Source organism: Mesorhizobium sp. M0848 (assembly GCF_040319805.1).
Classification (GTDB): Bacteria; Pseudomonadota; Alphaproteobacteria; order Rhizobiales; family Rhizobiaceae; genus Mesorhizobium.
In genome coordinates this window covers 37,347-51,211 of record NZ_JAMYOM010000012.1, presented here as the reverse complement: position 1 = coordinate 51,211, position 13,865 = coordinate 37,347, and the positions used below count along the sequence as shown (strand labels likewise).

Sequence of the window (13,865 nt, the reverse complement as noted above, 5' to 3'; positions counted from 1 at the left end):
GGCTTTTGCAAGCTGGATTCCAATGCTGCGACAATCCCGGCATCGCATCGCGCCTGCCGCTAAAACCGAGCTGCCGCGGGCCTTCGGGCTGCTGTTGAGCCGCTCAAAAACCCTGGCTGTGCCGCCAGCAGGCGATCCGGTGGCCGTGCGCGACCTCGTTAGCGGGCGACTCTGCCTTTCTGCAGTCGGGCAGGACCAGCGGGCAGCGGTCGGCGAAGGAGCATCCCGTGTTCGGGATGCCGGTGGCCTCTGTCTCGACCGAAGCGGAAAGCTTTGGCGCGGCCTCATCGGAAGATGCCGCCAGAAGCAGTGCGGTGTAGGGGTGGTTCGGGCCGCGAAAGATCTGGTCGGATGAGCCTGTCTCGACCAAGCGGCCGCGATAGAGCACGCCAATTCTGTCGGCCATGTAGCGCACCACCCTGAGGTCGTGGCTGATGAACAGATAGGTGGTGTCCTTGTCGCGCTGCAGGTCGTTGAGCAGGTTGAGCACTGTCGCCTGGACCGAGACGTCGAGTGCGGAGGTGGGTTCGTCGAGCACGACGACCTTCGGCACGCCGGCGAAGGCGCGCGCGATCGCCGCCCGTTGCCGTTGTCCGCCGGAAAGCGACCGCGATTTCTGCTCGGCCGTGGCGCCGGCGAGGCGGACCGATTGCAGCAGGTCGCTGACGCGCGCTCTCACCTCACTGCCGCGCAGCCCGGCGAGCCGCCGCAACGGGCGGCCAAGGATCCTGCCGATCCGCTGGCGCGGGTTGAGCGTGCGATCCGGCGACTGGAAGACCATCTGCACGTCGCGGCGTTCGGCAAGGTTTCTCTTCTCGACGCGCGGCGCGACCGTTCTGCCGAACAGCTCGACCGATCCGGCGCTGGGCGTCTGCAGGCCGGTGACGATGCGTGCCAGGGTCGACTTGCCGGAACCGGACTCGCCGATCAGCCCGAAGGTTTCGCCTTGGCCGATGTCGAGATCGATGCCGTGCAGCACTGGCTGGCTGCCGAAGGCATGACTGATGCCTTTGCAGGCGATCGCGATCCGGCGTTCTTTTGGCAAGCCGGCGTCTTCGCCTTGGGCTGTGGGGTGCGCTGGCATGCCGTCCGTCTCCGCCAGTCTTCCGTCCCGCTTGGTGTAGTTGAGCGCCGGGATCGAGGCGATGAGCGCCTTTGTGTAGGCATGAGAGGGGTTGTCGAATACATCGCCGACGGCGCCGCTCTCGACCACCGTGCCCTCCTGCATTACCGCCACACGGTCGCAGGAGCAGCGGATCATATGGATGTCGTGGCTGATCAGCAGGATGCTGGTTTTGTGATCCTTGCGAAGGTCATGCAGGATGGCGATGATCTCGGACTGGACGCTGGCATCGAGCGCCGTCGTTGGCTCGTCCAGCACCAGCAGCGACGGATCGAGCGCAATCGCAATGGCGATGTTGGCGCGCTGCTGCATGCCACCGGACAATTCGTGCGGATAGAGATCCAGCACACGCTCCGGATGGCTGACGCGGACCCGTCCGAGCAGTTCCGCGGCACGCTCGCGCGCCTCGTCGGGGCGAACCGGGCGGTGCCGCATGATCGTTTCGGTGATCTGCCGGCCGATCGTCATGCTCGGATTGAGGGCCGCGCCCGGATGCTGGTAGACGGCGGCGATGTGATTTCCCCGGAGCTGGCGCAGCTGCTCGGCGGAGAGGTCGCGGATTTCCCGGCCCTGGAATTCGAGCGCTGACACCGCCATGCGGGCATTCTTCGGCAGATAGCGCAGGATGGCGAGCGCCACCGAGCTTTTCCCAGATCCCGACTCGCCGACCAGGCCGAGCGCTTCGCCTTCGCCTATATGCAGCGACACGCCGCTGACGGCGGGATGCGATCCCTTGTGCCCGTCATAGGCGATGGACAGCTGGTCGACGTTCAGAACCGAGGAGGACATGGGGACTTGAAACCACTTTCTTCGCGGGCTGCGATCGAGGGCAATCGCTTCCGCTTTCGCAACGCATTATCTCTATAAAATTACTCGGATTAAGCCGGAGCGCAATCTACCTTTCTCGGATCAGCAGAGATTGTCGCCGCCTGCCGAAGCAGCGCGACGGTCTCCGGAGCAGATCTGGAAGGAGGCCGGCATGGCTCGAGACCACATGATCCTCAGCGCATTCTTCTTCAACCCGCAGGGCGATCATCGAATGTCGTGGCGCCATCCGCGGGCACCGGGCCGGGAAGTGCTGGACTTCGAGTTCTACCGCGATCTCGTGCAGGCGGCCGAGCGCGCCAGGATCGACACCATCTTCGTCGCCGACCACGTGTCGATCTGGGATTCGGTCAAGAGCGGCGTTGCCCACTATGCCAATGCCCGCCTCGAACCGCTGACGCTGTTGTCGGCGCTAGCCGGCGTGACCAAGCATATCGGCCTGATCACCACGGCGTCGAGCTCCTACAGCGAGCCCTACAATGTGGCGCGCATGTTCGCGTCGCTCGACCATATCAGCAAGGGCAGGGCGTCTTGGAACGTCGTCACCTCGGCTATGGACGAGGAGGCGCGCAATTTCGGCCGCGACGGCAATATCGAACATGCATTCCGCTATGAGCGCGCGGCCGAATTCCTCGATATCGTCAAAGCGCTGTGGGACAGTTGGGAAGACGAGGCGCTGCTGATCGACAAGGCGTCGGGCTATTTCGCCGATCCCGACAAGGTCCACCCCATCGACCATAAGGGCAAGCATTTCAAGGTGCGCGGGCCGCTCAACGTCTCGCGGCCGCCGCAAGGTCATCCGCTGATCGTCCAGGCCGGATCCTCCGAAGACGGCAAGAACTTCGCCACCGCCCAGGCCGATGCGCACTTCGCCATCTACAGCACCAAGGAGGATGGCATCAAATACCGTCAGGATATCAACGAGCGGCTGGCCCGCCACGGCAGGCGGCCGGAGAGCTTCAAGATCCTGCCCGGCATCCTGCCTGTTGTCGCCGCCTCCGAGGCGGAAGGCCGGGAAAAGCAGGAATATCTGCAGACCTTGCTTCCCGATCAGGTCGGCATCGACCTTCTGTCCAGCTGGAGCGGGTTGGACCTGTCGCTGTTCCCGCCGGACGGGCCATTGCCGCCTCTGCCGGACGAGAGCACGTTCAATGGCGGACGCACGTCGCTCAACCGGGTCAAGCAGTGGGCGAAGCAGAATCTCAGCCTGCGCGAGATCGCCCGCAAGCTTGCCAACAGCGGTTCGGTGCCGACCGTCGCCGGCACGCCGGTACAGATCGCCGACCAATTGCAGGACTGGTTCGTTTCGGGTGCCGCCGATGGCTTCAACCTGATGTTCCCGCTGCTGCCCGAGGACTGGGTGAATTTCGCCGAACAGGTGGTTCCGGAGCTGCAGCGGCGCGGCGTATTCCCCCTCGAATACGCGCCGGGAACGTTGCGCGACCGCTTCGGCCTGGCGCGACCAGCCAATCGCTTCGCCGAACAGCGCGACAATGCGCGCGCGGTGTCCTGACGTCAGGCCGGGAGAACGATCATGACCGTTGCACCAAGATTGCAGCCCCGCGAAGCCACCGCGCCGCAGCTCGTCAATGTCCTGCACAGCCCCAAGCGCGTGCGTGTCAAATTCGGCGGCCGCACCATCGCCGACAGCCGCAACGTGCTGGTGTTGCGCTCCAACCATTTCCTGCCGATCTATTTCTTCCCGCCGTCAGCGGTCGACCCGTCGGTGCTGAGACCCTCATTGCATCGCGAACCGCATCCGGTCGGTGGCGAGACAGCCTATTGGGATATTGATACCGGTGACAGGCGCAGCGCCAACGCGGCCTGGGCGTTCGTTTCGCCGCCGGATGAAAACCTGTCGCCGCTGGCTGGCCGCATCGCCTTCACCTGGAAGGCCGTCGACCAGTGGTTCGAGGAGGATGAAGAAGTCTTCGTCCACGCTCGAGACCCGTATGCGCGCATCGATGTGCTGCAGAGCTCCAGCCATGTGCAAATCTGGTTCGACGGCGAGCCAATCGCCGACAGCCACCGTCCGGTTCTGCTGTTCGAGACGCATCTGCCGACGCGTTTCTATCTGCCGGCGGAAGACATCCGGCTGGAGCGGCTGACGGCGTCCGTCACAACGACGCGATGTCCTTACAAGGGCATCGCCTCCTACTGGTCCGGCCTGCTGAGCGACGGAACGGTGCGCCCGGACATCGCCTGGAGCTACCGGGATCCGATAGAGGAAATGCCGAAGATCAAAGGGCTCATCGCCTTCTATCCGCAGGCCGTCGACCGCATCCATCTCGACGGCGAACCCGTCGCATAGCTTTTCAATCTTCATTTCAGAGCAGGGGTTTAACATGACCAAACGCAGAGATATCGACGCAGTTCGCAACCTGTCGGGGGACATCTGGAATGTCGCCGTCGACGAATATCAGGGCGGCTTTCTCAAGCGCCGCGATCTCCTGAAATACGCCGCACTGCTCGGCCTGACCGGCTTTGCCGCCTCGCAGGGGCTTGGAGGCGCACGCGCCGCGACTGCTGCCGGCGGCACGGTTCGCGTCGGGCTCGGCCAGCCGACCAAGGCGATCGATCCGGTTTCGGTGACCGATCCGGCCAGCATCGGGGTGATCAGCCAGGTCGGCGAGTATCTGATCCTCGACGATCCGAAGGATGGTCTGCAGCCGAAGCTCGCTCTGTCCTGGGAGGCAAACGAGACGGCCAGTCGCTGGACCTTCAAATTGCGGCCAGGGGTGAAATTCCACGATGGTCGCGCGGTCACCGCTAGGGATGTTGTGGCGAGCTTCGAGCGGCTGGTCGATCCGGCCAGCGGCTCGTCGGCCCTGTCGGCCTACAAGGGCATCCTGTCCAAGGGCGGCGCCAAGCTGGTCGACGACGAAACCGTCGCCTTCGATCTCGACGGCCCAAACAGCAACTTCCCCTTCTATGTCTCCTCAGACGTCTACAATGCCGTGATCCTGCCGGCCGACTATGCCGGCGATTTCGAGAAGAATTTCAACGGCACGGGTCCGTTCAAGCTGGAATCCTTCCGTCCCAAGCAAGGCGCCAGCTTCGTGCGCAATGAGGACTACTGGGGCGACAAGGCGCTGCCCGACCGGGTCGAGATCAAGTTTTTCGACGACGAGCAGGCGCAGGTGCTGGCGCTGCAGGCCGGCCAGCTCGACGTCATCCCGAGCACGACGCGCCTGGAACTCGCGATCGAAGGCAATCCCAACTTCAAGCTGCTCAGCGTGCAGGCAAGCTCGCATGACCAGGTGCATCTCAGAACCGACCAGGCTCCGTTCACCGACAAGCGGGTCCGCCGCGCGCTGGCGCTCACGCTCGATCGCGAGGCGATCGTCAAGGGCCTGCTGAAGGGCCGCGCCATCGTCGGCAACGACACCCCGTTCGCGCCGATCTTCCCATCGGCCGATCCATCGGTGCCGCAGCGCAAGCAAGACATTGCCGAGGCCAAGCGCCTGCTTGGCGAGGCGGGCGTGCCCAACGGCTTCGAGGTGACGCTGACCACCGAACGCGCCTATGACATTCCCGACTATGCGGTGATCATCCAGAACTTCGCCAGGAAGGCCGGCATCGACATCAAGCTCAATGTCCTGCCGCAGGACGCCTATTACGGCTCGGCGACCTTCGGCAGCTCACCATGGCTGGATTCGGTGCTCGGCATCACCGACTACGGCCATCGCGGCACTCCCGACATCTTCCTCAACGCCACGCTGAAGAGTTCGGGAGCCTGGAACGCGGCGCATTTCAACAACCCGGCCTATGATGCGCTGCTGCTCGATTACTCGAAGGCGCGTGATCTGCAGGCACAGCGCCTCGTTGCCGGCAAGATCCAGACCTTGCTGCTCGACGAAACGCCGGCGATCATCAGCTACTTCTCGCAATACAGCCGAATCGTCAGCTCCAAGGTCGAGGGCGTGCGCTTCACGGCGATCTCGCATCTGCTGCTCGACCGCGTTTCCTTCGTCCAGGCATGATCGAGACATGCTGACGGGCCGCACTTTGTCAACGCGTGTGGGCACACTTGTCCTCACGCTGTGGCTGGTCAGCATCCTGGTGTTCTTCGCCGGGCAGGTCCTGCCCGGCGATGTCGGCCGCGTGATGCTCGGTCCGTTTGCCGACGCGCAGGCGGTGGCGGAACTGAACAAGCGGCTCGGCGCCGACCAGCCGATTCTCGTCCAGTACTGGCTATGGTTCAGCAAGGCCGTGACCGGTGACTTCGGCACCTCGTTGTCTATGCGCGGGCCGGTGGCGCCGTTCGTGCTCGAAAGCCTCAAGCGCTCTGCTGCCCTTGCCGGCATTATTCTGATTTTTCTCGTGCCGCTTGGTGTAGGGGCCGGCGTCATCGCGGGTCTCAATGCCGGCCGCCTGATCGACCGGCTGATCGTGATGGCGGGCGTTTCCTTCGGCATCGTGCCTGATTTCGTTTCCGGGCTGATGCTCCTTATCCTCTTCGGCCTGTGGCTGAACTGGTTCCCGATCTCCGGCGTTGCGCCCGATGGCGCGGGCTTCTGGACGCATGGCTATTATCTGATCCTGCCGGCGCTGCCGCTGGTGCTGAACCTTGCCGGCTACATCGCCCGGATGACGCGGGCAGGGGTGATCGAGGCAATGGCCGCCGACTATACGCGCACCGCCGTCCTGAAAGGGCTGGAGCGGCGCGAGATCATCTTTCGGCACGTGCTGCGCAACGCGCTGACGCCGACCATCGCGGTGCTGGCGACGCAGACCGGCTACATGCTTGGCGGGCTGGTGGTGATCGAGGCGCTGTTCGGCATCCAGGGGCTTGGCAATCTGGTTCTGAATGCGGCCAAGGCACGCGATTTCCCGATGCTCGAGGCCGGCGTGCTGGTGATGGCGGCAATCTTCGTGCTGTCGGCGGCGGCCGGCGACCTCGTGCTGGCGCTGCTCGATCCGCGGCAACGCCGCCGGACCTCGCCATGACGGATCTGGCGGAGTTTCCCGCACCACGGCGCGCGGTGGCCGGCTTTCCGGCAGTGCGCAGGATCCGCAGTGTTTTCTCCGGACTGGCCCCGTCGGTCGTGGTCGGATCGCTGCTGCTTCTGTTCTGGGTCGTTTGCGCACTGTTCGGCAACCTCTTCGTTCCCTACGATCCCTATGCCGAGGATTTTCTGGCGATGCTGACGCCGCCCGATGCGCTGCACTGGTTCGGCACCGATCATCTCGGCCGCGACGTGCTGTCCCGCATAGTCGTCGGATCGCGCGATATCCTGCTGGTTGCGCCGCTGGCGACGCTGGCCGGCGTTGCCGCCGGCAGCATCATCGGTCTGGTGCTCGGCTATTTCGACGGCCTGGTCGATGCCATCGGCGCGCGGCTGCTCGATACGCTGATGGCGTTTCCGTTCATTGTTCTCGTCACCATGACGCTGGTGGCGATCGGCCCGTCGAACCTGACCGTCATCCTGGTGATCGGCATCGCCTACGCGCCGCTGGTGGCTCGCACCGTCCGCGCCGCCGTGCGCGAGCAGAAGGAGCGCGACTATGTCAGCGCTGCGCGGCTTGGCGGCGAGGGCCCGCTCGCCATCATGTTTCTGGAGATACTGCCCAACATCAGGGAAACGATCTTGATCGAGCTGGTCACAAGGCTGGGCTACGCGTTCTTTTCGATCGCGACGCTGAGCTTTCTCGGCCTCGGCATCCAGCCGCCATCGGCCGACTGGGGACTGGCCGTCGCCGACGGCTACGGCTTCCTGACCGGCGGCAAATGGTGGGTCGTCGTCTTCAATTCCGCGGCAATCGTCTCATTGGTCATGGCGACCAACCTTATCGCACAAGGCATCGGCGCCTTCGAAAACAGCGATGCATGAGCCTTGATCGGGTGCGTCGAAAAATCTCTTTGGCATTGAAGCCTGACGCGCATCCTTATATCGCATGGCTATGAAGAAAATCGGTTTCCTGTCGTTCGGGCACTGGACGCCCTCGTCGCAATCGCAAGTGCGCTCGGCATCGGACGCGCTTTTGCAATCCATCGACCTCGCCGTCGCCGCCGAACAGCTTGGCGCGGATGGGGCGTATTTCCGCGTGCATCATTTCGCCCGCCAACTCGCTTCGCCGTTCCCGCTGCTGGCCGCCGTTGGCGCCAAGACCAGCCGCATCGAGATTGGCACTGCAGTAATCGACATGCGCTATGAGAATCCGCTCTACATGGCGGAAGATGCCGGTGCCGCCGACATCATCGCCGGCGGCCGCCTGCAGCTTGGCATCAGCCGTGGCTCGCCCGAGCAGGTGATCGATGGCTGGCGCCATTTTGGCTACGCGCCACCGGAAGGCAAAAGCGACGCCGACATGGCGCGGCATCATGCCGAGGTATTCCTCGAGACGCTGCGGGGCGAGGGGTTCGCCCAGCCCAATCCGCGGCCGATGTTCCCCAATCCGCCCGGCCTCTTGCGCCTCGAGCCGCATTCGGAGGGTTTGCGCGAGCGGATCTGGTGGGGTGCGGCTACCAACGCCACGTCGGAATGGGCGGCCAAGCTCGGCATGAACCTGCAGAGCTCGACGCTCAAATTCGACGAGAGCGGCAAGCCGTTCCACATCCAGCAGGCCGAGCAGATCCGCATCTATCGCGAGGCCTGGAAGGCGGCCGGCCACAAGCGCGAGCCGCGCGTCTCGGTCAGCCGCAGCATCTTCGCGCTGGTCGACGATCACGACCGTGCCTATTTCGGCCGCGGCAACGAAAGCCGCGACCAGATCGGCTTCATCGAGGAGAACACCAAGGCGATCTTCGGGCGCAGCTATGCGGCTGAGCCGGATGTGCTGATCAAGGAATTGGCGCAGGACGAGGCGATCGCCGAGGCCGACACGCTGCTGCTCACCGTTCCGAACCAGCTCGGCGTCGACTATAATGCGCATGTCATCGAGGCGATCCTGACCCATGTCGCGCCGGCTCTGGGCTGGCGCTGACGCCGGATCGATCGAAGCGGAGTGCTCCAAGGGAGGTACACCATGCCAAAGAAGGCCTTGATCGCCTGGGGCGGCTGGGAGGGCCATACGCCGGAGCAGAGCGCGAAGATCGTTCGCACCTTGCTTGAGCGAAACGGCTTCGACGTCACGTTGGGCGAGGGCACGGCGATGTTCGCCGATCCGGAGCTGTCGTCATTCGATCTCATCGTGCCCGTCATCACCATGTCGACGATCGAGAAGACCGAACTGCAGAACCTGACGCATGCGGTTCTCGGGGGGAGCGGACTCGGCGGTTTCCACGGGACGATGGGCGACAGTTTCCGCAACGAGCCCGACTATCAGTTCATGACCGGCGGTCAATGGGTCGCGCATCCCGGCAACATCATCGACTATCACGTCGCCATCACCCGGCCGGACGATCCGATCACAAAAGGTATCAGCGATTTCGCCTACCGGTCGGAGCAATATTACATGCATGTCGACCCAAGCAACGAGGTGCTGGCGACCACCACCTTCACCGACGCGCATTTTCCGGGGATAGGCGGCGTCGTCATGCCGGTCGTCTGGAAACGGCGCTATGGGGCGGGGAAGGTTTTCTACAGTTCCCTTGGTCACACGGCGGATGAGTTCGCGGTGCCGGAAATGGCGCTGATGGTGGAGCGGGGTTTGCTTTGGGCGGCGCGGGGGTAGCAGCAGGCACGTTTTCGTGAAAACCTGGGTTGAATTCACAGGGCATCCATGGAGATATCAAATGAGTGATTTCGAGTGGTCCGGATCCGAAAAGAAGCTCGCGCGCCATGCCTTCGATACCGCTCTTGAGGCGGCGCTCGCAAAGACGATGGCCGACTTCAAAAGCAAGGCGAGTGCGGTGACGCAGCCCTCCGAGATGTGGGAGCTCGAAGGCTATTTGCGTGAACAGCGACGGGAAATCGATCGCACGTTCGACTATCGCTATTCGCAGCTTCTCTTCGTGTTCGCGCAGCTTATTCGAGCAGGATATCTCGATGAAAAGCTGCTTGGCGGTCTGTCGCAAGACAAGCGGGATGTCATTCAGCGGGACCTGGCCTATGTCGAGAGTCGCTTTGCAAGTGGATGACGAGGGGAACGGCGCTGCCAGAACTGCGAGAGGTTGGCGATCGTTGATTGACGACACTTTTGCGAACCCCACGCTTCGTCATCCTAGGGCGTAGCAGTCGCGAAGCGACGTGGCGAAGACCCTAGGATCCATGCCGCGACTTCCGTGCGGTGCGACGGTGGAGAACTTTCAGTCGCAATCGCTGCATCTGGAAAGAAAAGTTGACCTCAATTGCTCTGGACCGATGCATTCTTCGGTCACAGTCCTGGCATGGATCCTAGGGTCTGCGCCGCGTCGCTTCGCTCCTTGCTCCGCCCTAGGATGACGAATTCGGGGAGGCTTAAGGCACGAATTGCGCAACCTCACCCAATCCCGCCCGTAACCAGATAGGCGCCGGCGCTGCGCCCATCCTCCAGCCACACCACCGCTGTGACGATCGAACCGTAGGAGCCACGCCAGACGCTGTGGAAGCGCTGATGCTCGGCGGCCGGAATGAGCGCGTGCCCGCTGAAGCGCGCACCGCTTCGCTGCAGCGCGACGGCCTCTCCGTTGACATGTACCTTGAGGCAGGCCGTCCCAGACACCTCATTTGGCAGGTCGAGCGTGATGACGATCTCGTCCTGATCGCCGAAAGGCCGCGTCTCGGCGGCAAGCGTGATGGCGAACGCTGACGCCTTGCTGTCGTCGGCTCGGGCGGGGCGGCCTGAAAACACATCGGCGGCAAGTTCTGGCGTGCGCGGCGGGCGGGTGCGGCGCTGCGTGGAGCGTTCGAAATCGCCGGCCATGCGCAGCAGCCTTTCGTCGTCATAGGCCTTGCCGGCGAAAGTCAGGCCGACCGGCATACCGATATCGGCCATCGTACCCATCGGCACGGTGACGGTGGGGATGCCGAAATGGCGCCAGACCAGATTGCCGTTGGCGACCCAGGTGCCATTGCGCCAGGCAAAGGCGGCGGACGCCTCGTCGATGTCTGCATCGGCCGGCCCGACATCGGCAGCGGCGGGCAGCACCACGGCGTCGATGCCTTGCGCGTCCAGCCAGTCCTCGAAATCGATCCGCCTTGTCGCTTCCAGTCCCTTCAGTCCCTCTTCCAGCGTTGGAATGTCCACGAGGGGCGTGACGCCGGACCGTGCCCGCTCGACATATACCCTCAGGTCGAAGCCGCCTTCGTATCGGTCGGACAGCGTGCCGGGCGGTTGCGGGAAGATCTTTGGGCCATCGACCGAGACGAGATCGGGAAGCGCCGGATCGGCATTGGCGCGCAAAAAGTCGTCCCAGCCCCAGATGCAGAGGTCCCAGAGCTCGCGCTCGGCGAACTCTGGGGGCACCAGCCCGCGCTCGACCATGCTGCGCGCGCCGGGACGGTCGCGTTCATAGTTGGAGACGACGGGAAAATCGACCTCGATCACCTCGGCGCCAAGCCGCCTCAGATCGGCCGCCGCCTGCTCCCACAGGGCAAGTACCGAGGCGCGGGTTTCGATCGGCTTGTCGGCCTCGGTGTCGCGGCCGATATACATTCTGGGCACGCCAAGCCGCATGCCTTTCAACGACCCCGCCAGTGTGAGGTCGGTATAGCGCGGCGGCCGCACGTCGGAGCTTTTCGGCAGCTTGACCCAGGGCTGCGCGCGCCAGAAATCGCCGTGCGTCTCGGGGTCGTCGGCGACAATCACGTCGAGCAGTTCGAGCATGTCGGGGACGCTGCGCGTGTGCGGCGCGACGACATCCATGGTCGGGACCAGCGGCCAGTTGCCGCGCACCGAAATGACACCGCGCGACGGCGTATAGGCGACCAGCGCATTGTTGGTGGCCGGCGCGCGGCCGGACGACCAGGTTTCCTCGCCAAGCCCGAAGGCGCAGAAGCTGGCCGCTGTCGCTGTGCCGGAGCCATTGGATGAGCCCGATGCGAAGGCGGCGGTGAGATAGTCGCCATTGTACGGACTTTCGGCGCGGCCATAGACGCCGCGCTGCATGCCGCCATTGGCCATCGGCGGCATGTTGGTCAGCCCCATCAGCACCGCGCCACCGGCCCGCAGCCGGGCGATGGTGAAGGCGTCCTCATTGGCAATGAGATGCTCGAAGGCCGGCGAGCCGGCGGCGACCGTCAGGCCTGATACCTTGTAGCTGTCCTTGGCGGTGTAGGGGATGCCGTCGAGTGGCCCGAGCACGGCGCCGTTGCGGCGGCGCTGGTCGGAGGCGGCAGCCTCCTCGAACATGCCAGGGTTGAGCAACGGGACGGCATTGAGGCTGATGCCGTGCCGGTCGAAATGCGCGATGCGCCTGAGATACGCCCCGACCAGTTCGACGCTGGTGACGGTGCCGTCATCGAGCGCGCGGCGCAATTGGTCGATCGTCGCTTCGACGAGATGAAAGCCGGCATCGGTCATCACGGGTCCCACATTTCCACGCACCATGGATGAGCGAGGCAGCTGGCTTCGGCAAGAGCCTATCGCGGTCATCTCCGGAACTTTTGTCCGGCTGGCGGTTTTGGATGTATGGTGTGATTCCGGAAATGGCCAGGAGGGTATTGGCGATGACCACGAAATGCGTTGCGATCCTAGCTCTCGCTGTCGCCATGGGCTCAAGCGTTTGCGCCCCGGCCTTCGCTGGCGACCGGTATCACGACCGCCGGGTCCACTCCGAACGCTACGTTCCCGCCGAAGGCGATCTCATCGACATCCTGTTCGGCGGCCCGCGCTACTACGATCAGCAGTTGGTCACGACAGCAGCCGGCGCGTGCTCCTATCATCGCGTCGGACCCGACGCGAATGCGTTGAACAAGATCAACGATCATCACTGTGGGAAGTAGGCGGCAGGCAGCGCCTCAGCGCCCGCCACTCTCCTTCATCCGCTCGATGATCTCGGCCATCAGCGCCAGGTCGCGGCGGGAATCGGCGAGGTCGGTCAGCGGCTTTGTGCCTTCGGTGATGTGGCGGTGGAAAGTCTCGAGTTCTTTCGAGAAAGCATCGCCGTAGAGAGGCCCGAGGGTTTTCGTCACCGGGCCGAACGGGCCGGCATCGGTGACCTCCAGCCGCGTCGGCAGGCTGCGGATGTAGGGCGTGTCGTAGATGATGCGCACCCGCCTGTTGTTCGAGCGCACCTCGATCATGGCGTCGAACAGACCGAGATCGTCGACCACCGCGTCGTAGAGACAGGCGAAATGGCCGTAGTCGAAGGTGACTGATGTGTTGGCGCCGCCATTGGTGCGGTGCGCGGCCAGCACGCGCGTCGGCTCGCCGATCAGCCCACGCATCGCCGAAATGTGGTGCGAGGAAAGTGCCGTCAGCCCGCGATAGGCGCGCACCAGATCGGCCGGCGCGTCGGCGCCCACCACTTCGCGGATCAGCGCGTCGCGTTCGCTTGCGCCACGCGCCAGCAGGGCAGGGTCGATGTCCTGGGGGTAAAGGACGTTCTGGCTCTTCTTGAGGAAATGCCGGCCCTCCGAGATCAGGTCGAAGATGCGGACATGGGTGATGTCGGCGAAGGCGGGCAGCTCGTCCCTGGCGGCCAGATAGGCGGGCGCATAGCGGCGCATATAGCCGACGAACAGGGTCTTGTCGTAGCCCGGCATCAGCGCCAGCAGATCGTCGATTTCGCGCACCGTGAGGCAAGCGGGCTTTTCCAGCAGGATATGTTTGTTGGCAGCAATCGCCGCCCGCACGAAGCGGCTGTGGGTATCGTCGGATGACAGCACGAACACAGCGTCGATGTCGGGCGAATTAATCAGCGCCTCGGCCGTGTCGAAGGCCTTTGCCGTCGCAAATTCGGAGGTGACGAGTGACACCAGGCTGGGCGACACGTCGTACACGCCCGCGATCACCCAGCGGTCGCGCTGATCGCCCAGCACAGGCAGATGGATCGACTGCGCGACCTCTCCAAGACCTATCAGTCCGACACGAATTGGTGCCACAGGCGAAC

Annotated in this window: 12 protein-coding genes; 9 read left to right on the top strand and 3 right to left on the bottom strand. The window is 63.9% G+C overall.

Annotation, left to right across the window (positions count from 1 at the left end):
- Nucleotides 1–103: 103 nt before the first annotated feature.
- Nucleotides 104–1,912 carry a dipeptide ABC transporter ATP-binding protein gene (locus NKH95_RS15565; protein WP_352441998.1) on the bottom strand — a complete coding sequence of 603 codons (1,809 nt, stop codon included), beginning with the start codon at nt 1,910–1,912 and terminating at the stop codon, nt 104–106.
- 190 nt (nt 1,913–2,102) lie between these two features.
- Here NKH95_RS15565 and NKH95_RS15560 point away from each other — a divergent pair, with 190 nt between their 5' ends.
- The 8 genes from NKH95_RS15560 to frp all read left to right on the top strand — a co-directional run bounded on the left by NKH95_RS15560 (nt 2,103) and on the right by frp (nt 9,971).
- The gene (locus NKH95_RS15560) at nt 2,103–3,461 is read left to right on the top strand and encodes an LLM class flavin-dependent oxidoreductase (RefSeq protein WP_023809383.1); all 1,359 of its coding nucleotides are present in this window, start codon (nt 2,103–2,105) and stop codon (nt 3,459–3,461) included.
- A gap of 21 nt (nt 3,462–3,482) precedes the next feature.
- Nucleotides 3,483–4,259, top strand: a complete 777-nt coding sequence (locus tag NKH95_RS15555) for a DUF427 domain-containing protein (RefSeq protein ID WP_023809382.1) — start codon at nt 3,483–3,485, stop codon at nt 4,257–4,259.
- Nucleotides 4,260–4,293: 34 nt separating this feature from the next.
- Entirely contained in the window at nt 4,294–5,931 is a 1,638-nt protein-coding gene (locus NKH95_RS15550; protein WP_023809381.1) for an ABC transporter substrate-binding protein, read from the top strand.
- Between the two features lie 7 nt (nt 5,932–5,938).
- Complete coding sequence (locus NKH95_RS15545; protein WP_023809380.1) at nt 5,939–6,898, top strand: ABC transporter permease; 960 nt, start codon at nt 5,939–5,941, stop codon at nt 6,896–6,898.
- Entirely contained in the window at nt 6,895–7,782 is an 888-nt protein-coding gene (locus tag NKH95_RS15540) for an ABC transporter permease (RefSeq protein WP_023809379.1), read from the top strand. Before NKH95_RS15545 ends, NKH95_RS15540 begins: the two co-directional genes overlap by 4 nt.
- 70 nt (nt 7,783–7,852) lie before the next feature.
- Nucleotides 7,853–8,875: an LLM class flavin-dependent oxidoreductase gene (locus NKH95_RS15535; RefSeq protein WP_023809378.1), complete on the top strand. Its 1,023-nt coding sequence runs from the start codon at nt 7,853–7,855 to the stop codon at nt 8,873–8,875.
- Nucleotides 8,876–8,917: 42 nt separating this feature from the next.
- Complete coding sequence (locus tag NKH95_RS15530) at nt 8,918–9,565, top strand: ThuA domain-containing protein (protein WP_023809377.1); 648 nt, start codon at nt 8,918–8,920, stop codon at nt 9,563–9,565.
- A 61-nt stretch (nt 9,566–9,626) separates the two neighbouring features.
- Nucleotides 9,627–9,971, top strand: a complete 345-nt coding sequence (gene frp / locus NKH95_RS15525) for a fluorescence recovery protein (RefSeq protein WP_023809376.1) — start codon at nt 9,627–9,629, stop codon at nt 9,969–9,971.
- A 341-nt stretch (nt 9,972–10,312) separates the two neighbouring features.
- Here the strand turns inward: frp and NKH95_RS15520 are convergent, their stop codons facing one another.
- Nucleotides 10,313–12,334, bottom strand: coding sequence for an amidase (locus NKH95_RS15520; RefSeq protein WP_352891954.1), 2,022 nt, complete (start codon nt 12,332–12,334; stop codon nt 10,313–10,315).
- Nucleotides 12,335–12,480: 146 nt separating this feature from the next.
- Between NKH95_RS15520 and NKH95_RS15515 the strand changes: the two genes are divergently transcribed.
- Complete coding sequence (locus tag NKH95_RS15515; protein WP_023809374.1) at nt 12,481–12,756, top strand: hypothetical protein; 276 nt, start codon at nt 12,481–12,483, stop codon at nt 12,754–12,756.
- 15 nt (nt 12,757–12,771) lie between these two features.
- Here NKH95_RS15515 and NKH95_RS15510 read toward each other — a convergent pair whose 3' ends face one another.
- Complete coding sequence (locus tag NKH95_RS15510) at nt 12,772–13,857, bottom strand: Gfo/Idh/MocA family protein (protein ID WP_352441781.1); 1,086 nt, start codon at nt 13,855–13,857, stop codon at nt 12,772–12,774.
- Between the last annotated feature and the right edge of the window lie 8 nt (nt 13,858–13,865).